Raw genomic sequence first — 23,613 nt, 5'->3', positions numbered from 1 at the left:
GACGGCACTCACACCGGCGATCAGCATTCTGAGCCGGCGACGTTTGCCGCGAGGCGGGTGGACGGGGGCGTCGGTCATGGGTGCGCTTCCTCCTTGTGAAGCTGGCAGTGCGACAGGGCGGCGTCATGCGAGCCGGAGGGACGGCACGGTGACCAGGGGCCGGGCCACCGTGATGCCTTCGCATGACGCCGCGCGGACGTACCCGGGTCCATGTGACCCGGATCGTCAGGTTCGCACCTGTCGATGGAGAGAGCGTCGTTGCACGACGGCATGTTGTCAACGAGTTTCGTAAATGTTTCGACAGCATTTTTTCGACCAGCCGTCTACAGGCGTACGCATCGAGACAGTTCGACGGATCGCAACTATTCACAGTCCTTTCAGGACGCCTCAACGCGCAGGTCCGGCGTGACCACTGACGCCGCGGGCAGCCCGATACTTTCGGAATCTTTCGGGTCGCCGGCGATGCGCGCGGACCATTGACAGCACAGCGGTCGACGTCAATTCTGGGAGCGCTTCCATCCATGTCCTCCGATAGGAGCCTCGACCCCCCATGAGACCGACTGTTGTCGCGCTGGCCGCGCTCGCCCTCACCGCGAGTGCTCTCGCCACCCCCGCCTACGCCGCCGAGCCCGACGCCCGCGTCACTGTCAACGCGCGGGCCGGACTGGCCACGGTCAGCGACGCCGCCGTGGGCGTCAACCACGCCGTCTGGGACTCCCAGCTCGGCACCGACGCGGTCGCCGACCTGCTCAAGGATGCCGGCGTCCAGCTCATGCGCTACCCCGGCGGCTCGTACGCCGACATCTACCACTGGCGCGACAACACCGCCCCCGGCGGGTACGTCGCGCCGAACACCGACTTCGACCACTTCATGAGTGGCGTCAACCGGGCCGGCGCGCAGGCCATGATCATTGCCAACTACGGGGGTGGCACCCCGCAGGAGGCCGCCGACTGGGTGCGCTACGCCAACGTCGAGAAGAACTACGGCGTGAAGTACTGGGAGATCGGCAACGAGATCTACGGCAACGGCCACTACGGCAGCGCGTGGGAGAACGACGAGCACGCGGACAAGAGCCCGGCGGCGTACGCCACCAACGTCAAGGCGTACGCCGAGGCGATGAAGGCCGTCGACCCGACCATCAAGATCGGCCTGGTGCTCACCACGCCGGGCAACTGGCCCGACGGCATCGTGGCGGGCGGCGACGACGGCAGTTGGAACAAGGTGGTGCTGTCCATCGCCGGCCCGTCGGTCGACTTCGCCATCCTGCACTGGTACCCCGGCGGGTCCAACGGCCCCGACCTGTTCACCAAGACCGAACACATCACCGACATGGCGTGGCTGGTCCGCAAGCAGATCGACCAGTACGCGGGCGGGCGCAAGCTCGGCATCGCGATGACCGAACTCAACACCGACTTCGGGCGCAACACCCAGCCGGGCGCGCTCTTCGCCGCCGACGCGTACGCGAGCCTGATGGCGGCCGGCGTGTTCAGCATCGACTGGTGGAACGTGCACAACGGCATGGGGACCGTGTCCACGGTCGCCGGACACACCGACTACAACGACTTCGGCCTGCTGTCGAGCGCCAACTGCACCGAGGACAACTCCGTCTGCCAGCCGCCGCTCAACACCCCGTTCGCGCCGTACTTCGGGCTGTCGATGACGGCGAAGTTCGCCCGGCCCGGCGACCAGCTCATCCGGGCGGGCAGCACCGACCCGCTCGTCAAGGCGCACGCCGCCCGCCGGGCCAACGGCGACCTCGCGGTCATGCTCATCAACCAGGACCCGGCCGCCGCCCGGACCGTATCGCTCAGCTACGCCGGGTACTCCCCCGCATCGGCCGCGCAGGTGCTCACGTTCGGCAACGGTGACACGGCCATCGCCACGACCACGGGTACGGCCACGTCGGCGACCCTGCCGCCGTACTCCCTGACCACGCTGATCCTGCACCCGTCCGGGTCGGTCGCCGGGCCGGCCGCGCCCGGCCAGCCCACCGCCTCGGCCGTCACCGACCGGGCCGCCACAATCTCCTGGCCCGCGTCGTCGGGTGCCGTGAAGTACGAGCTGTACCGGCAGAACGGCACCACCAGCGAGCAGTGGGGCGAGACGACCGGCACGTCGTTCGCGGTCGGCAACCTCACGCCGGGCACCCGGTACACGGCCAATGTCGTCGCCCGCGACGGCGCCGGCCGCGTCTCCTGGGCCTCGCCGCCGATCACGTTCCAGACCGGCACGCCGGCCTCGTCGGACTGCGCGGTGACGCTCACCGACGCGAGCAACTGGGGCAACGGCTTCGTCGGCAGCGTCGACATCACCAACAACGACACCAACGCGATCGACAGCTGGACGCTGACCTTCAGCTGGCCCACGACCTGGCAGCAGCTCAGCAGCGGCTGGAACGGCACCTGGAGCCAGACCGGCCGGACGGTGAAGGTCAGCAACGTCGACTGGAACCAGAAGATCGCACCCGGCGCCACCATCAACGTCGGCTTCGTCGGCTCCTACTCGGGCCCGAACGTCGCCCCCACCCTCTTCACCCTCAACGGCAAACCCTGCACGACCCGCTGACTCCGCCACCGGATCGGCCTTACGTACCGGACTCCGCGCGGAGTCCGGTACGTAAGGCGCACCGGGGTCACACCGTGAGCACGACCTTGCCGGTCGCGTGTTCCGTCTCCAGGTAGCGGATCGCGGCCGCGGCGTCGGACAGCGGGTACGTGCGGTCGATCACCGGAGTGACCCGGCCCGACTCGATGAGCTCGCGCATCGTCGCGAGATGCGCCCGGCTCGGCTTGTAGTGCGGCAGCAGGATCCGGTGGCTCGCGAAGCGGGACGCCAGGGTGCCCCGCAGGATCAGGCCCATCGGCCCGAACATGCTGCCGCCCTTCGACACGCCGCCGCCGGACAGCACCAGCGTGCCCGCCGGGGCGAGCGCGCGCCGCAGGTCGCCCAGCGACCGGTTGCCCACCAGGTCGAGCACGAGGTCGTAGTGTGCGTCGCCGCGGGCGAAGTCCTCGCGGGCGTAGTCCACGACCCGGTCGGCGCCGAGGGCGAGCGCCTGGCGGGCGTTGCGGGCGCTGCACACGGCGGTCACGAACGCGCCCCGCGCCTTGGCGATCTGGATCGCGAACGTGCCCACGCCGCCGGACGCCCCGTTGATGAGGACGCGCTGTCCCCCGGCCACGTCCGGCAGGCAGTCCAGGGCCGTACCGGCGGCGAGCGGCACGGCGGCCGCCTGCTCGAACGTCAGGTTGGCCGGCTTGCGGTCGACCTCCTCGGGGCCCGCGCACACGTACTCGGCGAACGCGCCGTTCGTCTCGCCGTACACCTCGTCACCGGGGCGCAGCGAGGTCACGTTCGCACCGACCGCCTCGACCACGCCCGCGAAGTCCGTGCCCTGCACCGGCCACTTCGGACGCCTCAGCCCGATCGACAGCCGGGCCAGGTACGGGTCGCCGCGCATGACGTGCCAGTCGCGGGCGTTGAGCGAGGCCGCGCGCACCCGCACGAGCACGTCGTCCGCGCCGGGCACCGGAATGTCGATGTCGTCGAAGCGCAGCACGTCGGGTGCGCCGTACCTGTCCTGAACAATCGCCTTCATGTCATCGATGGTGGCCGCGCGGGCGGCGCGAAACCTCGGTCCGGGGACGGGAAATTCGGGCGTACTTTCAGCCACCCGGCCGCACGCGCTGCGTCTCGTACGCCCACATGGCGACCTCGACGCGGTTGCGGGCGCCGAGCTTGGCCATGAGGCTCGCGATGTGCGTCTTGACCGTGCTGAGGCTGATGAAGAAGTCGTGCGCGATCTCGCCGTTGGTCCGCCCGCGCGCGACCGCGTGCAGCACCTGCTCCTCGCGTTCGGTCAGTGGCTCGACCGGCTGGCGCGGCGCGGCGGCCGGCGCGGCGTCGGCGAAGGCGCTGAGCAGCCGGGTGGTGACGCTCGGCGCGATGAGCGCGTCGCCGTTCGCGGCCGCGTGCACGGCCTGCGCCAGCAGCGCGGGGCCGGCGTCCTTGAGCAGGAACCCGCGCGCTCCGGCGCGTAGCGCCGCGTAGACGTACTCGTCGAGGTCGAAGGTCGTGATGACGACCACCGCGAGCGGGTCCGCGACGGCCGGGCCCGCGAGACGGCGGGTCGCCTCGATGCCGTCCATCACGGGCATCCGCACGTCGAACAGGCAGACGTCCGGCCGCAGCCGCTCGGCCACCTCGACGGCCTGACGCCCGTCGGCGGCCTCGCCGATGACCTCGATGCCCGGCTGCGCGTCGAGGATCATCGACAACCCGGTGCGGACGATCTCCTGGTCGTCCGCGACAACGACCCGCACGCTCACGCGGTCGCTACCCGCGGCAGGATCGCCGTGACCGTCCAGCCGCGGTCCGGGTTCGGGCCCGCCTCGCAGGTGCCGCCCAGCAGGCCGGCGCGCTCCATCATGCCGACCAGGCCGTACCCGGGACTGGCCGGGCGGCCCAGGCCCGCGTCGCCGTCGTCGCTGACCCGCAGGCGCACCGCCCGGGCGTCGGCGGCCACCCGCACCTCGATGCGCGTGGCGTGCCGGGCGTGCCGGCGGGCGTTCGTGACGGACTCCTGGGCGAGGCGGTAGATCGCCGCGCCGACCGGCGGCGGCAGGTCGTCGAGGTCGCCGACGAGCTCCACGTCGACGAGCGGCCCGCCGGTCGGCGCCCCCGCGAGCTGGGCCAGGTCGTGCACACGCGGGCCGGGCGCGCGCTCGGCCGGGTCGGTGCCCCGCAAGGCGCGGACCATGCCGCGCATCTCGGCGAGCGTGCGCGACGCCTCGGCCTCGATGACGCGCAGCGCCTCGACGGCCGCCTCGGGCCGGGCCGGCGCCGTCGCGAGACCGGCTTGTGCCCGGATCGCGATGGCCGACACGTGATGGGCGACCGTGTCGTGCAGGTCGCGGGCGATGCGCTCCCGTTCGAGCAGCTTGACCTGGTCGAGTTCGCGTCCCCGGGCCCGGGCGCGGTAGCGCAGCGCGGCGGCCGACGCCCCCGCTGCCGTCAGTACGACCAGGCCGCCGATCGTGTCCGTCACCGTCAGTTGGCCGAGCGCGAAGGAGACCGTCAGCTTGGTGAGGACGGCGGCCGACCCGATGACAAGCTCGCGCCCCGAACCCCACCGGACCAGCGCGTACAACAGGATGAGCAGGAAGGCGAGCGCGTTGAGCTGCGGGTCGCCGCCGATGACGAGCCCGACCGCCTCGCACGCGCCGAAGGCGATCGCCGCCATGAGCAGCGGGCTGGTCCGCCGCCACAGCAGGGTCGGCGCGATCGCGACCGCCAGGCCCACGACGAGCGGCCGCCACGGCAGGTCGGGCCGCAGGGCCCCCTCGACCAGGGCGCCCGCCACGACGGCGGCGACGAGCACCCAGTCGCGCCACACCCGCGCCGGCGCGCCGGGCGCGCGGGGCTCCTCCCACAGTGAGCGCAGCATGGCGTCGATGGTACGGCGCACCGCCGCCGACCGGTCAGTCCTGACGCCGGGCGACCTGCTCCGCGATCAGCACGCTCGCGACCAGCATCGCCACGGCGAACGCGCCGAACGCGGCGATGGGCGCGAGCATGCGCCCGGCCGGCTCGGGGCCCGACAGCAGCGTCATGACCGGGCTCACCGGCGGCACCGGCGGGATCATCGTCAGCGCCCCGATGGCCGCGAGGCTCGCGAACACCGCGTACCCGGCCTTGGGAATGACGACGCGCGAGCAGAGCAGCCCCACCGCGACGCCGGCCACCCCGCACACCAGCTGCGCGAGCGCGCCGACCGCCAGGTCGGCGGCCGTGACCGTGTGCGTGCCCGAGAAGGCCGGGTAGGCGACGCCGATCGCGGTCAGCCCGCCGGCGACAACCGTGGCGGCGAGGGCGTTCGCCGCCAGGACGCGGCGCTGGCCGCCCGCCGCGACGACCGTCATCGACCGCTGCGCACGGTCCTCGGTGTTGACGATCGCGACCGTGAACCACAGTCCGCACACGAACTGGGTGAGCGCGCACGCCGAGTAGGTGCCCGTGATGGGGCCCAGGTCGTTGGTGGTCAGCACCACGATGGCCGTGCCGAACAGCACGAACGGCGCGATGTAGGCCTGGCCGCGCACCAGCATCGACAGCGAGTACCGGGTCAGCGCGATCATCGGCGCACCGCCGCGACGGACCAGCCGTTGCGGATCGCGTGGAAGAGCAGCTCATCGCAGTACGGGTCGAGCACGGCCAGGGCGACCGACCCTTCGCCGACGGCCACGTCGACCACGCCGGGCAGCGTGGGCCAGTGCGGCGCCTCGGCACCGGCGCCGGCCGGCGTCAGCTCGACGTGCGCCACCCGGGCGCCCGCGTCGCCGGGGCCGGGTCGCGCGTGCAGGCGCCCGTCCACGACGCGGTAGACCGCGGAGGCGTTCGCGGCGACGACGGCCTCCCGATGGTCGGTGAAGACGACCGCGCCGCCCGCCCGGGCGGTCTCCTTGATCAGCTCGGCGAGCGCCTGGTGCGCGGTCGCGTCAAGGCCCGACCACGGTTCGTCGAGCACCAGCAGGCCCGGCGCCACCAGGAGCGCCTGGGCCAGCGCGACCTTCTGTGCGTTGCCCTTCGACAGCCGGCGAAGGCCGGTGCCGGGTCCGCCCACCAGGTCGAGCCGGTCGAGCAGCTCGCCCGCCCGCCGCGCGGCGGCGGCCCGGCCCAGTCCCCGGATGCGGCCCATGTGGGTCAGGTAGGCCCGCGCCGAGATCCGGCCGTGCGCCGGGAAGCGCTCCGGCACGTACCCGACGACGTCCGGGCGACCGGCGACCGTCCCGCTGGTGGGCAGCGAGAGCCCCACAAGGATCTTCAGCAGGGTGGACTTGCCACAACCGTTGGCGCCCGCGATCCCGACGACCTCGCCGGGACGAACGGCGAGGCTGACGCCCGCCAGCACCGGGGCGGACGCGGCGTAGCGCTTCGTGACCTCCCGCAGTTCGGTGCCGCTGTCCTCCCCCATGGCGGGCATGGTAGCGGCGAAGCCGGGCGCGCATCACCCGCCGCAGCCGTGGCCGGCGAACGTTGAGCCTCGCGGGGAAGCGCGCCCGGCCGGGCGCGCTTCCTCATCGGTTAGGGATGACTACCGCCACCAGTAGCCGCCCCACGGGTACCAGTAGCCGTGTCCGTAGCCGTACCAGGGCCGCCAGTAGCCGCCCCAGCCCCAGCCCCATCCCCAGCCCCAGCCGTCGTGCGTGGTGACCGAGACGTTCTGGGTCTCCTGCACGGGCTGGGTCGCGCTGGGCGCGGCCGCTGCCGAGCCCGCGCCCAGACCGAGCGCGAACAGGGCACCAACAAGAACAGTGAAGAGTCGGATCCGAAGGCGTGACATGGTCCTCCCCCTTCGTGACGAACACCAGTCCTAATCGGATCAGTCGTGAATACCTGTCACATGTGAATGGCATCCGGGTGGGATGCCACCTCTAACGCTACGCAGTTTTTGAACTACGTTCAGCAGTACGCGCACATCGCGTGCCGAGCCGCTTCCTAGACGAGGAACGGGATGAGCGCCCGACGCTGCGGCGGATAGTCCGGGAACCGGTCGTGGTACCAGCGGTGGTTGGACACGGCGCGCGGCGCCAGGTTGGCGGTCGTGTAGAGCGCGAACGCGAGCCCGGCCGGCGACCAGGTGGCCAGCGCCCAGCCGAACCATTCCACGATCTCGCCGAGGTAGTTCGGGCACGACACCCAACGGTAGAGCCCACCGCGCGGGATCCGGTAGCCGCCGCCGGCCGCGCGCAGGCCGCGCAGCTTCCGGTCGGCCCACAGGTTGACCGACAGGCCGGCGAGGAACACCGGCGCGCCCAGCAGGAAGCGGGGGTCGGTGAGCCAGCCGACGGGATAGTCGCCGAGCGACGAGATCCACTTCGCGTTGAGGTACGCGTTGAGCACGTTGAACGCGATCGCCATGGCCATAATGCTCAACGGCATCCGTGCACCGCCGCGCAGCAGGAACGGGTACACGAAGCTGCGCTGCACGTAGTGCAGTTGCCACAGGCCCAACAGGATCAGCGGCACCAGCTCGGCCCGCCGCTCGCCGGCGAGGTAGACGCCGAGGAACAGCAGCGACGCCGGCGCCTCCATGACCAGCCACCCGACGCGCGCCGGGACGGTCGGGCCCCAGCCGACGCGGCCGTGGCGGCCGTACGGGGCGGTGATGAACAGCAGCCCGACCGCCGTGGCCACGGCCAGCCCGATCTCGACCAGCACCAGAAGGGCATACGAGCCGGACATAGCGGGAGTCTAGCGGCGCGGCGGGGCGCCGGAAACGGCGTGATCACCGGAAACTGGTCCCATGGGCGACCACGTCATGGTCTTCGCGCCGGCGCCGCTGCTCACGGTGACCATCGAGCAGCCGAGCGGCGACCCGGAGCTGCACGTGCATCCCGGCGGGCAGGGCGTCTGGCAGTCCCGCATGATCGCGGCCCTGGGCGGGTCCGTCGTGCTGTGCGCGGCCGTGGGCGGTGAGATCGGCAGCGTGCTGCACAACCTGTTGGCCGGCGAGAACGTGACCGTGCGGGCGGTCGTCCGCGAGGTCGGCAGCGGGTGGTACGTGCACGACCGCCGCGAGGGCGCCCGCACGACCCTGGCCGAGCACCCGGGCGCGCCGATGAGCCGGCACGATATGGACGAGCTCTACAGCGTCACGCTCGCCGAAGGGCTACGCGCGGGGGTGAGCGTGCTCAGCGGCCCGGCCGACCAGGCGGTCATCGACGCGGACGTCTACCGGCGCCTGGCGGCGGACCTCACCGCGAACAGCGCCCGCGTCGTCGCCGACCTGTCCGGCGACCTGCTGACCGCCGTCCTCGCCGGCGGCGTGACGTTCCTCAAGGTCAGCCACGAGGAGCTGCTGCGCGACGGGCGGTCCCGCGACGACTCCGCGGCGGCGCTCGGCGAGGCGGCCCGTCGCCTGCGCGCCGAGGGCGCCGGGTCCGTGCTCATCAGCCGGGCCGACCAGCCGGCGCTCGCGCTGCTCGACGACGAGCTGGTGGAAGTGACCACGCCGCCGTTGCAGGTGGTCGACCATCGGGGCGCCGGGGACTCGATGACCGCCGGGGTCGCCGCGGTGCTGGCCCGGGGCGGCGACCTGCGCGAGGCCGTACGTACGGGCGCGGCTGCCGGCGGGGTCAACGTCACCCGGCACGGGCTGGGCACCGGGCGGGCCGAGGCGGTGGCGGAGCTCGCGGGCCGGGTCACGCTGACGCCGGCCGGCGAGGGGTAGGGACCGGTGATGACCCGCGTACTCGTCACCAACGACGACGGCATCGCCGCGCCCGGCATCCGCTGGCTCGCGCAGGCCGTGGCAGACCAGGGCTTCGACGTGACCGTGGCGGCACCCCAGAGCGAGTCCAGCGGCACGAGCGCCGCCCTGACCGCCGTGACCGTCGAGGGCCGGGTGGCCGTCGAACGCACCACGCTGGGCGACGTACGGGCGCTCGCGGTGGCCGCCTCGCCCAGCTACATCACGCTGCTGGCCACCCTGGGGGCGTTCGGTCCGGTGCCCGACGTGGTGCTGTCGGGCGTCAACCGGGGCGCCAACGCCGGGCACGGCATCCTGCACTCCGGCACGGTCGGCGCCGCCCTGACGGCCGCCATGAACGGCATCCGGAGCATGGCCGTGTCGCTGGACGTCCTCTCCCCCGCCGCCGGCAGCGCGGCGAGCGGCGGGGCGGCCATCGCGGCGCTCGACACGGTCGACGACGAGACCCGGCACTGGGGCACGGCCGCCGACGTGGCGTGCCGCCTGCTGCCCTGGCTGCTGTCCGCGCCCGAGCGCACCGTGCTCAATGTCAACGTGCCCGACGTGCCGGCCGGCGAGCTGCCCGGGCTACGCCAGGCGACCCTCGCCCCGTTCGGGCAGGTGCAGATGGCGGTCGCGGAGTCCGGCCACGACTACGTGCGGGTGGCCATGGAGGAGTCGGGCGCCCGGCAGATCCCGGGCAGCGACCTGGCCTTGCTGGCGGAGGGGTACGCGGTGGTCACGCCCGTGCGGCTGCTGGGGGCACAGGCGGATGTCACCGTGGACACCGCCGTGACGTGACCGGCTCGGGACGGGTGCCGTGCGACCCCTATGATCCGTCCGGAGGTGGGGAGGATGGACACGCGGGACCACGAGGCCACGCTGCCCTGGATGCGCAAGGGAACCACGGTCTTCGAGGACGCGGTCGCCCGCCTCGACGATGCCGGGTTCGCCGCGCCCAGCCTGCTGCCGGGGTGGACGCGTGCCCACGTCATCGGGCATATCGCCCGCAACGCCGACGGGCTCGCGCGCCTGGCCGCCTGGGCGGAGACCGGCGTCGAGACACCCATGTACGCCAGCCCGGAGAGCCGCGACACGGAGATCGAGGCCTCGGCCGCCGTGGCGCCGGCCGCGCTGCGCGCCGACCTCGTCGCGTCCGGGGCCCGGCTGGACGCGGCGCTCGACGGGCTCGCCGGGGACGCCTGGGACGCGCCCGTGCGCACGCTCCGGGGCGAGCTGACCGCCGCGGAGATCCCGTGGCTGCGGGTGCGCGAGGTGTGGCTGCACGCGGTCGACCTGGCCACCGGCGTCGGCCTGGACGACCTGCCGGCGCCGCTGATCGACGCGCTGATCACGGACGTCGCCGACCGGCTGTCCGAGAGCCCGGACTGCCCGGCCGTGCTGCTCGTACCGCTCGATCGTGGTGAGACGGTCCGCTTCGGACCGGGTGCCACGGAGCCCGTCGAGGTCACGGCTACCGCCGCGGACCTGCTCGGCTGGGTTACGGGCCGCAAGCCCATCCCCGACCTGCCGGTAACGCTGCCCCGCTGGATCTGAGAAGGTTGTGGATTCAGGAGGTCGCGATGGCGGCCAACGAATCCACAACCCTCCCCGCGAGCGTGGTCAGGCCGCCACACAGACGGCGAACGCGTGCACCAACCAGCTACTACTGGTGCCCGTGTCGTCCTCGGTGGCGCGCACGGCGACGAACTCGCTGCCCTGGTAGGACCCGGGCCTCACGTGGTGGATCGACACCGCGCCGTAGTCCGGATACAGGCTCGCCCCGCCGCTCAGCACCCGCTTGCCCGCCGGGCAGGCGGTGGTGAGCTGCTTGTCGGCCGACGTGGACGTGGTCTGCTCCGAGACGATCTCATGGCCGGGCAACGGCTCGGCGCACACGGCGTACACCGTGAGGCTCCAGATGGTCGTGGTGCCCCAACGGTTCTCGTCGGCCGACGCGAGGATCGCGCCGGACGCCGGAATCACGGAGGTGAGCAGCACCTCGCCACCACCACCGCTGATCTCGGCGCCGCCGCCCAGCAGCTGCTTGCCGGCCGGGCACGCCGCCTCCTCGACGCGCCAACCGGTGCTCGACGCGTCGCCGCTGACGACGACCAGCTCCCACCCGGGCGGCGCAGTCGCGCAGACCGCTTCCGTCCGGACGTACCAGTCGCCCGTGAAGCCGGTCACCGCCTCGTACGCGACGACCCGGACCGAGTTGTCCGTGAGCCGCACCTCGGCCACGTGAACCTCGCCGCCGGGCACGCCGCCCAGCGACCAGCCGGACCCGATGACCTTCTTGCCCGACGGACAGATGACCGTCGCCCATTTCACCGCCGCCGACGACTCGCCGCTGTTCGCGCTCACCATCGTCAGGCCGGGAATGGCGGCCTGTGCGGGCGGGGCGCCGACGAGCACCGCGGCGAGGACGATGACCGCGGTCGCGGCGGCCATCCGCCGCGACCGGAACCAGGTCGTCATGTCGTCGCGCAGATCGCGTACGTGTCGATGCGCCAGAAGGCGGACCAGCCCAGGTCGTCCTCCTGGCCGGACGCCGTGACGAAGTTGCTGCCGGCGTAGATGGTCGGGGTCATCGCCTCGATCGACACCCTGCCGTCGTTCGGGACGACGACCGCGCCGCCGCCCAGCACGCTGGTGCCCGCCGGGCACGACGCCGTGTTGCTCTTGTTGGCCGACGTGGTGCTGCCGATGTCCGCCACGATCTGGTGCCCGGCCACCGGGTCGGCGCAGATGGCGTGGGCCCGCAGGTTCCAGATGTTCGTCGAGCCCCAGCCGTCCGTGTGCCCGGAGACCGCGACGAAGTTGGTCCCCGGCAGCACGCCGTCGAGCAGCACCTGCCCGCCGCCGCCGACGACCTCGCCCGCCGCGCCGAGCAGGTCCTTGCCCGCCGGGCAGACCGCCAGCATCACCCGGTCGGCGGCGGTGGTCGTCGACGTCGTCGTCGTCGAGACGATCTCCAGGCCCGGCAGCGGGTCGGCACAGACCGCCCTGGCCGCCACGTACCAGCTGCCGGCGAACCCGTCCTGATCCTCGTAGGCGACGACCTCCACGGTCGTGGCGGTCGGCCGCACCTCGGCCACGTGCACCCCGCCCGTCGCCACGTACCCGAGTGACCAGCCCGTACCGATCACACGCTTGCCCGCCGGGCACGTGGCGACCACGGACTTGATCGAGGAGCTGCTCGCCCCGCTCTGGCTGATGATGATCTCCAGTCCGGGGACGGCCGCCTGCGCGGGCGCGGCCGAGGCCAGCACCACCCCTGTCGTACTGATCATCACGACCGCGACCGCGCTGATCACTTTCTTCATCTCGTGTCCTCACTGCCGTCGCCCGGCGCCTGCCGCCGGGACGAGAGCCAGTCTCGGAACGGGCCTCACGGTGGTGTCACGGTCGGCTCATGGACGCGCCACTATCCGCTTCCCGTCGCCGCGTTGCCCGACGCCCGGCGACTGCCCATCGTGGACGGTGTCACCGGGCGGAAGGGGATCCGTGCGCACGCCACCCGAGTCGCTGGGCCGCTGGCGGTGCCTGCTGCTCGTCGCCGGGCCCGGGTACGGCAAGAGCACGGCGCTGCGATCCTGGCTGCCGGCGGGTACGGCGTACTGGCTGACGGGGTGGAGCCTGGCCGACGCGGTGCCGGCGGCGCCCCACCGCGGCGAGCAGGGCGGACCTCGCTGGCTGGTCCTCGACGACGTGCCGCAGCTGACCGATGAGCAGTCGGCGCGGCTGCTGAGCCGGGCGGGCGAACTGCCGGGCGCGGCCGGCCTGGCGATCGCGTCGCGCTGGCCGCTGGGCGGGGCGGTGTCGCGGCTGCGCGGGCGCGGGCTGCTCGGCCGGATCGGCCCCGACCGGCTGGCGATGAGCGCGGATGACGTGGCCGCCCTGCTGCGCGACGAGCACGACGTGTGGGACACCGCACTGGCGGAGCGGCTGCACGAGGCGACGGGCGGCTGGCCCGCCCTCGTCCGCCTGGCCGCGGAGAACGACGAGGACCTGGTGGAGGCGCTCGCCGAGCCGGGCAGCCCGGTGGCCGAATTCCTGATCGAGGAGGTGCTCGCGGCGCTGCCCGGGCCGGCCCTGGGCCTGCTGCGCGACGCGGCCGCGATCGGGCCGGTGAGCGCGGACCTGTGCCGGGCGCTCGGTCACCGGCGGGCCGAGCCCACCCTGCGGCTGCTCGCGGACACCGGGCTGGTGGTCCCGGCCGGTGGCGGGCGGCACCGGGTCGTGCCCGTCGTGGCGGCTGTGGCCCGTCGTGGCCGGACGCTGCCGCCCGCCCGCGCCGACGCGGCGGCCGCCTGGTTCACGGCGCATGGTCCGCCGTTGGCAGCCGCCCGCGCCCTGCTCGCGGCCGGCGACGAGGCCGCCTGCGCACGCATGCTGACCGGGCACGGCGAGCGGATCCTCGCCGAGGGCGGCGCGGCCGGGTACGTGGCGCTGGTGACCGCGCTGCCCGAGCGGCTGCGCGACGACCGGATCCGGCTGTTCTGGGGCGACGCGCTGCGCGCGACCGGCGACCCGGTCGGGGCGCTCGCGGTGTTCAGCAGCCTGACCACGGACGACACCTGGGACCCGGGGCTGGCGTGGCGGGTCGGGATGGTCCACTACCTGCGCGCCGAGCCGATCGCCGCGCTGGCTGCCTTCGAGCGCGGTGACCTCGACGCCGGCAGCCCGCTCGACCGGGCGCTGCTGCTCGCGTGGGCCGCGTCCGCCCACTGGATGCTCGGCCGGCCGGAGGCGGCCGACTACGCCGCCCGCGCGCACGAGCAGGCGCTCGCGGCCGGCGACGACCGGGCGCTCGCCGCCGCGCACGTGGCTCTGGCCCTGGCCAGCAAGCTGGCCGGCGACCCGGCCGCGGTGATCCACCATTACGACCTGGGGCTGCGGGCCGCCCGTCAGGCCGGCGACGAGGTCACCGCCGCCCGGATCCTGATCAACCAGACGCACGAGCAGCTCGCCCGGGCCCGCTACCCGCAGGCGCGCGACCTGGCCGCCCGCGCCGTGCGGGCCGCCGCGCGGGGCGGCGCGGCCGGCATGCGGGTCGTGTCACTGTGCAACGAGGCGGAGGCGCTGGCCCGGCTGGGTCGCTTCGACGAGGCCGTCGACCGGTACGAGCGGGTGGTGCCCATGTGCCGCCGGATGGGCTCCCGCCGGGGCGCCACCGCCCTGCTCGCGCTCGGCGACGTGCACCGGCGGCGTGGCTGGCGGGAGCAGGCCATCGCGGCGTACCAGGAGGCCGTGCGCGACGCCCGCGACGGCGGCGAGCGCCAGGCCCTCGTACCGGCGCTGGCCGGGCTGGCCCGAACGCTGGCCACTGTGGACGGTGCCGAGGCGGTCGCGCTGGCCGACGAGGCGGTGTCGCTGGCATCCGGCGCGGAGCTGATCGCGGCGCTCGTCGCGCGGGGCTGGGTGGCCCACCACGCCGGCGACCACGCCGAGGCGGTCCGCCTGGCCCACCGCGCGGCCCGCGATGCGCGCGGCCGGGGCGAGCGGGCGTGGCTGGCCGAGACGCTGGAGCTGCGGGCGGCGGGCGAGCCCCGGCCCGGCGACGCCCGCGACGCCCTGCGGGAGGCCGGCGACATCTGGCGCGCGGCCGGCGCGGTCATCGACGCCGACCGGGTCGCCGCGTCGCTGGCCGCCGTGCCCGGTGCCGGGCCGGAGGCGCGGATGGAGGGGGCGCGGGCCCGCGCCCGGCTGGCCGCCGCGGGCGTCGCCCCGACCGCGCACGCGCTGCCGCTGGCGTGCGCGCAGTGCCCCGGGCCGGCCGTGCGGGTGCGGGTGCTGGGCCGGTTCGAGGTGCACGTGGACGACCGGCCCGTACCGGCCTCGGCGTGGCAGTCGCGCAAGGCCCGGGATCTGGTGCGCGCCCTGGTCGCGCGGCGGGGCCGCAGCGTGTCCCGCGAGGAGCTGGTGGACCTACTGTGGCCGGGCGACGACCTGGAGCGCGCGGCGCACCGGCTGTCCGTGCTGCTGTCCATCGCCCGCACGGTGCTCGGCGAGCGGGCCCTGCTGGCCGGCGAGGGCGGCGTGGCGCTGGACCTCACCCAGGTCAGCGTGGACGTGGAGGAGTTCCTCACCGATGTCGGCCACGGCTGCCGGCTCTACGAACGCGGCGCGCCGGACGACGCCCGGGCGGTGCTGAGCGCGGCCGTGGCCGGGTACGCCGGTGACCCGTTCGACGACGAGCCGTACGCCGACTGGGCGGCGCCGCTGCGCGACCAGGCCCGCGAGGCGTACCTGCGGGCCCGGCGCACCCTGGCGAGGATCGGTCGTCGCACGGGCGCGGCCCTGGACCACCTGCTGGCGATCCTGGAACGCGACCCGTACGACGAGGGCGCGCACCGGGCGCTCGTCGACACGCTCGTGGCGGCCGGCCGGCACGGCGAGGCGCGCCGGGCGTTCGACCGCTACGCGTCGGCCATGCGGACGATCGGCGTGCCGGGCCCCGATCCGGCGCTGCTGGCATCCGTCACGCAGATGACCTACCGGTGACGGCGGCCCGGCACACCCACCACGCAGCGCTGTCAGACGGCGTTCGCCAACGCGTTCGTGACCGGTTCGGTCCACCGCTGCGCGACGAGCAGGCCGGCGAGCACGAGGCCGGCGAGCACCAGCCCCACGTTGCCGAGCCGGCGCGCCATCCGCCCGGGCACCTTGCCGGGAGCCACATAGGCGACCAACCTGCCGACCAGGACGCAGGCCGCGATCACGGCCAGCTGGCCGAGCTCGATGCCCACGTTGAAGGCCAGGATGCCGCTGACCGAGCTGACGTCGGCCTGCTGCAACCGGGTGGACAGGCCCAGCCCGTGGATGAGGCCGAACACGAGCACCGCCGCGCCGAACCACCGCCAGTGGGCCGGCGTGCGCGGCCGGGCGAACAGGCCCACGACGCCGACGAACGCCACGCTCAGCGCGATGATGATGTCGACGCGGCGCGGGCTCACGCTGACCTCGGCCAGGGTGGCCGCGATCAGCGTGACGCTGTGGCCCAGCGCGAACAACGAGATCAGGCCAGCCGCGCGGCGGACCTGCCCGGCCAGCAGCACCACGCCGAGGGCGAAGAGCAGATGGTCGAAGCCGAGCACCATGTGCTCGACCCCCATCCAGAGGAACTCCGGGATGCTGTCGCCGGTACCGGTGATGTCATGCGCGGCGGCCGGCGTCGCCGCGCCGAGCAGCAACGCGCCGATGACGAAGAAGAACGCGAGGAATCGGGCTGACACGCCTGATCCTTCCTGTGAAATGCGGGTCGGTGTCAGGACAGCGTGACCGTCGCCGTCACCCGCTGGGTCGGCGCACCCGGATAGGCCACGTCGACCGCGATCGTGACCGTGCCGGTCGGCTTCCTCGCCGTCTTCCACGGCACCAGGTACGCGCGCGAGATCGGATCGTACAGCGGAGTGACCGGGGGCAGGGCCTGCGCGCCGGAGGCGGAGACCTTGACCTGGGTGAGGCCCGCGAGCAGCGCCTCGGCGAACGGGAGCGGGTCGCCCGCGGCGTCGGTCAGCCGGACGGTGACCGGCACGACCGAGCCGGCCCGCACCGTCGCGCCGGCGGCCGGCGACGCGATCGTCACCGCGTACCGGACGAGCTGGTTGACGGACGCGGAGCTGGCCAGCAGTGCGGAGCTGCCCGAGTAGACGGCGCTCACCGTACGGTTGCCGGCGGTGAGCGCGCTCGTCTCCAGGGTGGCCACCCCGTCCCTGACCGCGACCGGGGCGGCGAGCGGTCGGCCGTCCACGCTGAACCGCACGGTGCCTGCCACCGGTACGCCGGCCGGACCGCGGACCGTGGCCGTGAACCGCACCGGCGCGCCCCGCACCGACGGGGTCCCCGAGGTGGTCAGCGTCGTGACCGTCGCCGCCCGGGTCACGGTCGGCTCGAAACCCACCACGACCGGATCGTGGTCGCTCGTGCGGAACCGGTCCGGGGCGTACAGGGAGACGATCTGGCCGGCGCTCTTGAAGTCGGTCAGGTAGTCGAGCACGGACGGCTCGTCGGCGTTGTGGTGCGCGTCGGCGGCGCCGGTCACCTGCGGCACGGCGGTCGCGGACGCCAGCGCGTAGTCCAGGTAACCCCACTGCCCGTCGAACACATACGAGTACGCGTCGCCGCCGTGGTACTTCCTGATCAGGTTCGTGTAGCCGGCGGCCTCCAGAGCGGCGATCGGGTCCTCGCCGGCGTAGGAGTTCAGGTCGCCCACGATGAACACGTCCGGGTCGCCCACGCCCGGCACCACGGTCTCGGCCAGCCAGCGGGCCAGCTCGGTGGCCTGTGCCGTGCGGCGGGCGTTCCAGCAGCTCTGCCCGTCGCCCTGGTCGGCGTCCGGGCCGCTGGACGGGCAGGAGCCCTTGGACTTGAAGTGGTTCGCCACGACCGTGAACCGGCCGCCGCCCGGCGTGGTGAAGCCCTGGGCCACCGGCCGGCGCTCGTACAACGGGTCCTGGTTGACGAAGGTCGCGTTCCCCAGCGGGGTCACCGCCGCCGTGCGGTAGATGAGGCCCGCCTTGATGGCGTCGGTGCCCGCCGCGTCGGCCACGCCGGTGGCCGCGTCCGGGTCGACGAACGCCCACGTGCCGGCACCGTCGGCCGCGTTGAGGGCGTCGACCAGTGCCCGGACCGCGCTCGTCGGGCCGTACCCGTTGTTCTGCATCTCCATGTAGCCGATGACGTCGGCGTCGAGGAAGCGCAGCGAGGCGACCTCCTTCGCGAGCTGGCGCTCGTACTCGGCGGTGTCGCTCGCGCCCCGGCAGTCGGTGACCTCGCCCTGCGTGCCCAGCCGGCAGCCGCTGAACTCGGTGAAAAAGTTGAGCAGGTTGGCGCTGGCCACGCGCACCGACCCGGCGCCCGTCGCCGGCGGGGCCGCCGGGCGGTCGTTGGCCGCGACGAACGTGGCCGTGCCGCCGAGCGCGCCGACCGGCCGCAGCCGGAACGCGTTGCCGCTGGCGGCGTTGCCGGCCCAGGTGTAGGTGAGCACGCCCACCGGACCGGTCACCGTGTCGCCGCCGCGCAGCGTGTTGGCCGCCGACAGCGGCTGCCCGCCGCGGCCGAAGGCGATCGGATCAGGGTTCTGCGCGTTGGTCGCGTCGTCGATGATGAGACGGTTGCGGTTGTTGGCGGCCTGCGCCGCCGCGACCGCCGCCGTGTCGCTGGCGCGGAGGTCGGCCGTGGGTTGGCGCAGCCGCCCGCCCGAGGAGACCACGACCTGACCGAACCGGCCCAGCTGGAAGTGCTCGGTGACCGTCAGGGTCTGGGGGACCCGCACGAGCATCCCCTCGTACGGTTCCAGGTCCGTGACGGGCAGCGTGATGTCGGTCGGGCTCACGGTCGCGGTGGTGCCGCACGCCGCCACCCCACCGGTCACCGGCGTGAGCTGGGTCTGGCCCTGGAACTCCGACACCGCTCCCGTCACCTGGACCACGTCGCCGACCGCCACCGTGTCGGCGTTGGCGTTGAAAACGAAGACGCCGTCGGAGGTCGTCGCGTCGCCGTCGCCGGAGTCCTGCAGGTAGAAGCCGCGCAGCGCGGGGCTCGCGCCCTCGTAGTCGCCGACGACGGTCCCCCGGACGGTGACCGTACTGCCGACCATCGGGCTGGCCGCCCCGCCGCCCTGCACCACGCCGACGGCGACCGCGGCGTCCGTGCACGGCACGGGCGGCTGCGAAGGGCTGGCGCTGACCGTCGGCCCGACGGAAGTCGGCGCGGCGGACGTCGTCGGCGTCTGCGTCGTCGGCTCGGACGTCGTGGGCGGCGTCGTTGCTGTCGTTGGTGTCGGGGCGAACGCGACGCCGCGCAGCGCGGTGTTCGCACCCGGCGTGGCCAGGACGGTCGTCGTGGCCGCGAGCGGTGCGTCGAAGGCGGCCGAATCCGCCACTCTGACCAGCTGGCCGCCGCTCGCCGTCGTCGTGGCGAACAGCGTCGCGCCCGACCCCGTCACCGCACCGGTGATGCCCCGCGCACCCGCGCCGGCCGGCCGCACCGCACCACGCGCCGTCCAGGTGGTGCCGTCGAACGAGAACTTGAGGATGCCGCCGGCCGTGCTGTCGTCGGCGACGTACAGGGTGTCCACACCCGCGACCGTCGGGTCGCGGTCGAGCGCCGTGAACGCGTACGGGCTGGGGGCGGCCGCCGCCAACGCGGGCGTCTGGCCGCCGGTCGTCGGCAGGCCGGCCCCCACCTGGTAGACGCCGGTCGGCGCGCTGCCGGTCGAGACGTACAGCTGCCCCGCCACGATGCCGGCGACCCGCAGGTTCGTCGGCGCCGCGCTGTTGATCTGCGTCGACGCGGTGGCCCCGAACGGCGCGACGCGCACGCCGCCGGCCGACCCGACCGTCCATAACCGGCTGCCGTCGTCGGTCACCGCGCCGCGAAGGTTGCCCCCGCTGTACGCGTCGGCGAGCGCGGTCGACGTGTCCACCGCGCCGGCTCCATCGACCCGCGCGACGACGCGCGCGACCGTGGCCGCGTTCGTGCCCGCCACGGCCGGGGTACCCGGCTCGGCGTCGTAGCCGCCGAGCGTCAGGTAACGCCCGTCCACCGAGCGCGCGAGCGCGCCCTCAGTGGTCGCCGACCCGCTCATCGTCAGCGGCCGGTTGTCGCCACTGACCGCCGTGGGCAACGGCACGGACCGCACGAGCGACCCGGCCGGCGTGTACTCGTCAAGGAACGCCTCCGTGGCCGCCGAGCTGAGCGCGGCGTCTCCCGCGCCGACGCGCACCACGACCAGGTTGACTTCGACAAATTGCGCCGACGCAGCGGAGGCATTCACAACGATGACAGCGGTGGGAAGGGCGAGCACTGCGGAGACTGCGCCCACGAACCGACGACGACCCCAACGACCCACGGCACGAACCTCCACAGTGGGAGTGCTATTCCGGCACCGCCAACGTACGTGCTTTATGACCGCCCCGGAACCCTTCCGATCAGGATTCGCTCAGTGTTCAGAGACCCGGGATCAGCAGGTGGTCTCTCGAAGCAGCGGCAACGGTGACGTGAGCACGTCTACGACATGGCACATGCTCTGCTGGTTCTGCGCCCGTGAGTCATTGACCGGAAGAAAGCGTTAGAGTTCGGCAGTACCAGGAGAATTATTATGACCAGAGAAGCACCGCCAATTGCCGGCGAGAGCAGCCCCAGAGCGATATCGACGACAACCGGATACGGGGGGCGGCGACGCCTGCGAGGAAACGCCGAATGACATAGCGACGCCAGGAACGGCCGCGCGCTCCGCGAGAACGCCGGATCCGGCGGACTCCTGAAGGACTACCGTCCCGAACTTCGGCCTGCGGCTTCGGCGAAGAACGCTGCGTCAGCGGTGAATGAACGCCTCGCGTAGGCCGGCGATCGTGTCGTCGGCCAGGCCGAGCCCGTCGGTGAAGTAGCCCTCGACCGTGCCGTACCGCTGGCTCATCTCCTCGCGCGCCGCGTGCAGGTACCGCTCGCGGACACCGAACACCGGCATGAGCAGCTCCGGGTCACCGCCGCGCGCCGCGAACGCGTCGAACTTCGGTTGCAGGGCCGGCAGGAGCTGGGCGTTCGTGAGCAGGTAGTCGGCCATCACCAGGTCGTCGGGCACGCCCAGCAGCCACAGGAGCGCGGCGGCCGCCCAGCCTGTGCGGTCCTTGCCGGTCAGGCAGTGCACGAGCGCGGGCCGGCGGGCCGGGTCGGCGAGGTCGAGATACAGCGCCCGGTACGCGGCCCGTGCGCTGTCGGACGAGACGATCTGGCGGTAGGCACCCTCGAACATGGTCACCGCGCGGCCGTTGCTGAGCAGCTTGGCGGCCAACTGCGGGTCGGCGAGCACGTCGGACAGGGTGGCGGGCGCCGAGCGGACCGCGTCGGCGAGCACGTCGAGCGACACGTACGCCGCGCCGTCCGGCAACCGGTCGGGCGCCTGCTTCCGCTCGGCGGTCGTCCGCAGGTCGTAGATGGTCCGGATGCCGAGCGCCGCGAACGCGGCAAGGTCGGCGTCGGCCAGCCTGCTCAGGTCGACGGAGCGGTAGAACAGGCCGGCGCGCACGCGACCGCCGTCAGCGGTGGGCCAGCCGCCCAGGTCACGCAGGTTGGGGACGGACGAGATACCGATGGGATAACCGGGCTCCCCCACGCCGGGCGCCCCGGCGGTCACGGCGTTCTCCATGGGCGCAGCCTAACGGCTCATATCCCGACGCCAGCCCCGCCCGGGATCGGGCGGGGCCAACGTCGAGTGCTCACAGCGCGGTACAGGTTACCGACGGTGCCGTGTTCGTGCCATTCCAGGAGCCGAGGAATCCGAACGTGGTGCTCGCCCCGGCGCCCAGGGCGCCGTTGTACGACACGTTCGTCGCCGTGACGGCCGATCCGCTGCTCGTGATGGTGGCGCTCCAGAACTGCGTGACGGTCTGGCCGTTGGCGTACGTCCAGGTCACCCGCCAGCCCGTGATCGCCGCCGACCCGGCGGTCACCTTGACCTCACCCTGGAAGCCGCCCTGCCACTGGTTGACGACGGTGTACGCGGCGGAGCAACCACCCCCACCGGCGGGGCCTGAGGTCGGCGGCCGGGAGGTCACCGGCGCGGAGGTCGGCGGGCGCGTGCTGACCGGCGCGGACGTCGGCGGGCTCGTGCTGACCGGCGCCGAGGTCGGCGGGCGCGTGCTCACCGGCGCCGAGGTCGTCGCGGCCGCCGAGGTGGGCACGACGGTCGTCAGCCACGCGCCGCCGCTCGGCGAGTCCAGCCACGACATCCGCTGCTGCGCCCAGGTTTTGAGCTGCTGGACCTGCCCCTGCCAGGTGTTCGCGGTCGGCGTGTTGAAGGGCCCGATCATCTGGGTGGTCAGGTTCGGCCACCGGGTGAAGTTGCGCTGCGCGGCGGCCGTCAGCGGCGCGGTGATCTGGTTGACCCGCGCCTCGAACTGCGCGTTGGACAGGATGCCCTGGCGCAGCTGCGACCAGCGCTGCTTGATCAGGTTGACGAACGCCGGGTCCTGCATGAGCCGTTGGACCCAGTCGTTGGCGACCGGGGTGCGGGTCTGCTGGTACTGCCAACCGGATGTCTGGTTGTTCTGGAAGTACCCGCCGATGCCGAAGGTGAGGTCGTTGTCCCACACCGGCCCGGCGAACATCTTCTGGTCGCGGTCCTTGTAGAGGTAGAAGCTGCGCAGGTAGGCGTCCATGTCGCGGCCGAGCTCGTACAGGATGACCTGGTCGACGAACGAGTTCACGTCGATGTACGCGGCGTACCCGGTGACAGGGTCCGTGAAGGACGAGCTGTGCAGGGCGTCGGAGAAGCGCTTGATGTAGTTGGCGATCCACGTCCGCTGCTCGGGCATCACCGGGTCGGGGTCGCGCAGTTCGAGGTACTGCCAGCAGTTGGCGCCGCTGCACGGCACGGTCGGCTCCTCGGCCGCCTGCCACTCGAAGCTCATGAGGTACCCGCCGCTGATCTTCGGCTCGGTGAGGTCGTCCTCGTCGAGGCTCTTGAGGTCGAGGCGGTTCTTGTCGTTCTTGATGGTCTCCATGGCGACGTAGACGCCCTGGTAGTCGGCGGCGCTGACGGGCTGCGCGTCCGTGTTGAGGTACAGCTCCACGAACCGGTACCGGGGCGCCGGACGGCCCATGGCCCGGCTCAGGTCGAACATCAGCGCGTCGCGGATGAGCGACTTGTCGGCGAACGGCCCGCGCAGCACCCAGTCGCCGTCGGCGGGCATGCCCAGCAGCGGGTAGTTGGCGTCGTCGTCGGTGTTGTCGCGCAGCTCGACGCGCCACTGCTTCTTGTCGTACATCTGGCTGGAGTTGCCGCGCACGTGCACCGCGGCCCGGGTGGCGAGCACCGGCGCCCCGGCCAGCGTCGCCGACCCGCTGGTCGCCGGCAGCTCGATCAGCGCGGTGTCGACATAGTTCGCGCCCGGCACGCCCTTGCTGTATGTGTCGAGGATCAGCACCGGCAGGTCGTGCGATGTCGACACGTTCTGCGCGACGTAGAGCTGCGACCCGCCGGTGCCGCTCGCGGCCCCGTTCACGAACGCCTGCGCGCGCACCTGCGTGGTCCGGGTGATCTGGATCGGCGAACTGTAGACCGGCGAACTGGCCGACGGCAGCGACCCGTCGGTCGTGTAGCGGACCTGCGCGCCGGCCACCGCCGTGCTCAGCGACACGGACACGCTGCCCGTGAACGTGCCGCTCGGCGTGGAGAACACGATGTCGCCGGCCTGGTCAGCGGCGACGTTGGCCAGGGCGGGCGCGGCCAGCGGGGCGGCTTGCGGCGCGTCGGCCGCGATCGCCTGGGTCGTGGCGAAGCCAGCCACGAGTACAACGACGAGCCCGGCGGGCACGACCGTTTTCAGCAGGGATCTTCTCATGGGCGGAT

At 73.2% G+C, this 23,613-nt stretch carries 18 protein-coding genes; 5 read left to right on the top strand and 13 right to left on the bottom strand.

What is annotated here, in order from left to right; translation table 11 throughout:
• The first annotated feature begins 550 nt into the window (after positions 1–550).
• Positions 551–2,566, top strand: coding sequence for a cellulose binding domain-containing protein (locus ABD191_RS25800; protein ID WP_344087450.1), 2,016 nt, complete (start codon positions 551–553; stop codon positions 2,564–2,566).
• Between the two features lie 67 nt (positions 2,567–2,633).
• On the opposite strand, the gene ABD191_RS25795 is transcribed toward ABD191_RS25800, so the two are convergent.
• The 7 genes from ABD191_RS25795 to ABD191_RS25765 all read right to left on the bottom strand — a co-directional run bounded on the left by ABD191_RS25795 (position 2,634) and on the right by ABD191_RS25765 (position 8,245).
• Positions 2,634–3,599, bottom strand: a complete 966-nt coding sequence (locus ABD191_RS25795) for an NAD(P)-dependent alcohol dehydrogenase (protein WP_344087447.1) — start codon at positions 3,597–3,599, stop codon at positions 2,634–2,636.
• A gap of 67 nt (positions 3,600–3,666) precedes the next feature.
• A complete protein-coding gene (locus tag ABD191_RS25790; RefSeq protein WP_344087444.1) occupies positions 3,667–4,329 on the bottom strand; it encodes a response regulator in 663 nt (220 codons plus the stop codon).
• Positions 4,326–5,447 carry a sensor histidine kinase gene (locus ABD191_RS25785; protein WP_344087441.1) on the bottom strand — a complete coding sequence of 374 codons (1,122 nt, stop codon included), beginning with the start codon at positions 5,445–5,447 and terminating at the stop codon, positions 4,326–4,328. Before ABD191_RS25785 ends, ABD191_RS25790 begins: the two co-directional genes overlap by 4 nt.
• 34 nt (positions 5,448–5,481) lie before the next feature.
• Complete coding sequence (locus ABD191_RS25780; protein ID WP_344087438.1) at positions 5,482–6,138, bottom strand: hypothetical protein; 657 nt, start codon at positions 6,136–6,138, stop codon at positions 5,482–5,484.
• Positions 6,135–6,974 (bottom strand): ATP-binding cassette domain-containing protein, encoded by an 840-nt coding sequence (locus ABD191_RS25775; RefSeq protein ID WP_344087435.1) that lies wholly within the window; start codon positions 6,972–6,974, stop codon positions 6,135–6,137. The genes ABD191_RS25780 and ABD191_RS25775 overlap by 4 nt, the downstream gene beginning before the upstream one ends.
• A 120-nt stretch (positions 6,975–7,094) precedes the next feature.
• Complete coding sequence (locus ABD191_RS25770; RefSeq protein WP_344087432.1) at positions 7,095–7,343, bottom strand: hypothetical protein; 249 nt, start codon at positions 7,341–7,343, stop codon at positions 7,095–7,097.
• Positions 7,344–7,498: 155 nt separating this feature from the next.
• Positions 7,499–8,245, bottom strand: coding sequence for a DUF1295 domain-containing protein (locus ABD191_RS25765; RefSeq protein ID WP_344087429.1), 747 nt, complete (start codon positions 8,243–8,245; stop codon positions 7,499–7,501).
• Positions 8,246–8,306: 61 nt separating this feature from the next.
• Here ABD191_RS25765 and ABD191_RS25760 point away from each other — a divergent pair, with 61 nt between their 5' ends.
• From ABD191_RS25760 to ABD191_RS25750, 3 genes are read left to right on the top strand one after another with little or no spacing between them, the layout of a single operon-like run.
• On the top strand, positions 8,307–9,233 hold the full coding sequence (locus ABD191_RS25760; protein ID WP_344087427.1) for a 1-phosphofructokinase family hexose kinase: 927 nt from the start codon (positions 8,307–8,309) through the stop codon (positions 9,231–9,233).
• Between the two features lie 9 nt (positions 9,234–9,242).
• A complete protein-coding gene (surE, locus tag ABD191_RS25755; RefSeq protein ID WP_344087424.1) occupies positions 9,243–10,052 on the top strand; it encodes a 5'/3'-nucleotidase SurE in 810 nt (269 codons plus the stop codon).
• A gap of 54 nt (positions 10,053–10,106) precedes the next feature.
• Entirely contained in the window at positions 10,107–10,808 is a 702-nt protein-coding gene (locus ABD191_RS25750; RefSeq protein ID WP_344087422.1) for a maleylpyruvate isomerase family mycothiol-dependent enzyme, read from the top strand.
• Between the two features lie 66 nt (positions 10,809–10,874).
• Here ABD191_RS25750 and ABD191_RS25745 read toward each other — a convergent pair whose 3' ends face one another.
• Together ABD191_RS25745 and ABD191_RS25740 are read right to left on the bottom strand one after the other, a co-directional pair.
• A complete protein-coding gene (locus ABD191_RS25745; protein WP_344087419.1) occupies positions 10,875–11,732 on the bottom strand; it encodes a hypothetical protein in 858 nt (285 codons plus the stop codon).
• Positions 11,729–12,580, bottom strand: a complete 852-nt coding sequence (locus ABD191_RS25740; protein WP_344087416.1) for a hypothetical protein — start codon at positions 12,578–12,580, stop codon at positions 11,729–11,731. Before ABD191_RS25740 ends, ABD191_RS25745 begins: the two co-directional genes overlap by 4 nt.
• A 181-nt stretch (positions 12,581–12,761) precedes the next feature.
• Here ABD191_RS25740 and ABD191_RS25735 point away from each other — a divergent pair, with 181 nt between their 5' ends.
• Positions 12,762–15,761 carry an AfsR/SARP family transcriptional regulator gene (locus ABD191_RS25735; RefSeq protein ID WP_344087414.1) on the top strand — a complete coding sequence of 1,000 codons (3,000 nt, stop codon included), beginning with the start codon at positions 12,762–12,764 and terminating at the stop codon, positions 15,759–15,761.
• A gap of 32 nt (positions 15,762–15,793) precedes the next feature.
• On the opposite strand, the gene ABD191_RS25730 is transcribed toward ABD191_RS25735, so the two are convergent.
• From ABD191_RS25730 to ABD191_RS25710, 4 genes are all read right to left on the bottom strand, one after another.
• Entirely contained in the window at positions 15,794–16,492 is a 699-nt protein-coding gene (locus ABD191_RS25730; protein WP_344087411.1) for a HupE/UreJ family protein, read from the bottom strand.
• 32 nt (positions 16,493–16,524) lie between these two features.
• Positions 16,525–20,037 (bottom strand): ExeM/NucH family extracellular endonuclease, encoded by a 3,513-nt coding sequence (locus ABD191_RS25725; protein ID WP_344087408.1) that lies wholly within the window; start codon positions 20,035–20,037, stop codon positions 16,525–16,527.
• A gap of 540 nt (positions 20,038–20,577) precedes the next feature.
• Positions 20,578–21,408 carry a tyrosine-protein phosphatase gene (locus ABD191_RS25720; protein ID WP_344087405.1) on the bottom strand — a complete coding sequence of 277 codons (831 nt, stop codon included), beginning with the start codon at positions 21,406–21,408 and terminating at the stop codon, positions 20,578–20,580.
• Between the two features lie 70 nt (positions 21,409–21,478).
• On the bottom strand, positions 21,479–23,605 hold the full coding sequence (locus tag ABD191_RS25710; RefSeq protein WP_425560868.1) for a CotH kinase family protein: 2,127 nt from the start codon (positions 23,603–23,605) through the stop codon (positions 21,479–21,481).
• Between the last annotated feature and the right edge of the window lie 8 nt (positions 23,606–23,613).

The organism is Luedemannella helvata (assembly GCF_039528415.1).
GTDB lineage: Bacteria > Actinomycetota > Actinomycetes > Mycobacteriales > Micromonosporaceae > Luedemannella > Luedemannella helvata.
The sequence above is the reverse complement of the archived record's forward strand: the minus strand, read 5'-3'. Positions and strand labels throughout refer to the sequence as shown.

Bases quoted from the DNA above. Each gene is read 5' to 3' on its own strand.
- ABD191_RS25800 (WP_344087450.1), top strand. From the start codon at position 551: ATGAGACCGACTGTTGTCGCGCTGGCCGCGCTCGCCCTCACCGCGAGT.
- ABD191_RS25795 (WP_344087447.1), bottom strand. From the start codon at position 3,599: ATGAAGGCGATTGTTCAGGACAGGTACGGCGCACCCGACGTGCTGCGC.
- ABD191_RS25785 (WP_344087441.1), bottom strand. From the start codon at position 5,447: ATGCTGCGCTCACTGTGGGAGGAGCCCCGCGCGCCCGGCGCGCCGGCG.
- ABD191_RS25780 (WP_344087438.1), bottom strand. From the start codon at position 6,138: ATGATCGCGCTGACCCGGTACTCGCTGTCGATGCTGGTGCGCGGCCAG.
- ABD191_RS25775 (WP_344087435.1), bottom strand. From the start codon at position 6,974: ATGGGGGAGGACAGCGGCACCGAACTGCGGGAGGTCACGAAGCGCTAC.
- ABD191_RS25770 (WP_344087432.1), bottom strand. From the start codon at position 7,343: ATGTCACGCCTTCGGATCCGACTCTTCACTGTTCTTGTTGGTGCCCTG.
- ABD191_RS25765 (WP_344087429.1), bottom strand. From the start codon at position 8,245: ATGTCCGGCTCGTATGCCCTTCTGGTGCTGGTCGAGATCGGGCTGGCC.
- ABD191_RS25760 (WP_344087427.1), top strand. From the start codon at position 8,307: ATGGGCGACCACGTCATGGTCTTCGCGCCGGCGCCGCTGCTCACGGTG.
- surE (WP_344087424.1), top strand. From the start codon at position 9,243: ATGACCCGCGTACTCGTCACCAACGACGACGGCATCGCCGCGCCCGGC.
- ABD191_RS25750 (WP_344087422.1), top strand. From the start codon at position 10,107: ATGGACACGCGGGACCACGAGGCCACGCTGCCCTGGATGCGCAAGGGA.
- ABD191_RS25745 (WP_344087419.1), bottom strand. From the start codon at position 11,732: ATGACGACCTGGTTCCGGTCGCGGCGGATGGCCGCCGCGACCGCGGTC.
- ABD191_RS25740 (WP_344087416.1), bottom strand. From the start codon at position 12,580: ATGAAGAAAGTGATCAGCGCGGTCGCGGTCGTGATGATCAGTACGACA.
- ABD191_RS25720 (WP_344087405.1), bottom strand. From the start codon at position 21,408: ATGGAGAACGCCGTGACCGCCGGGGCGCCCGGCGTGGGGGAGCCCGGT.
- ABD191_RS25710 (WP_425560868.1), bottom strand. From the start codon at position 23,605: ATGAGAAGATCCCTGCTGAAAACGGTCGTGCCCGCCGGGCTCGTCGTT.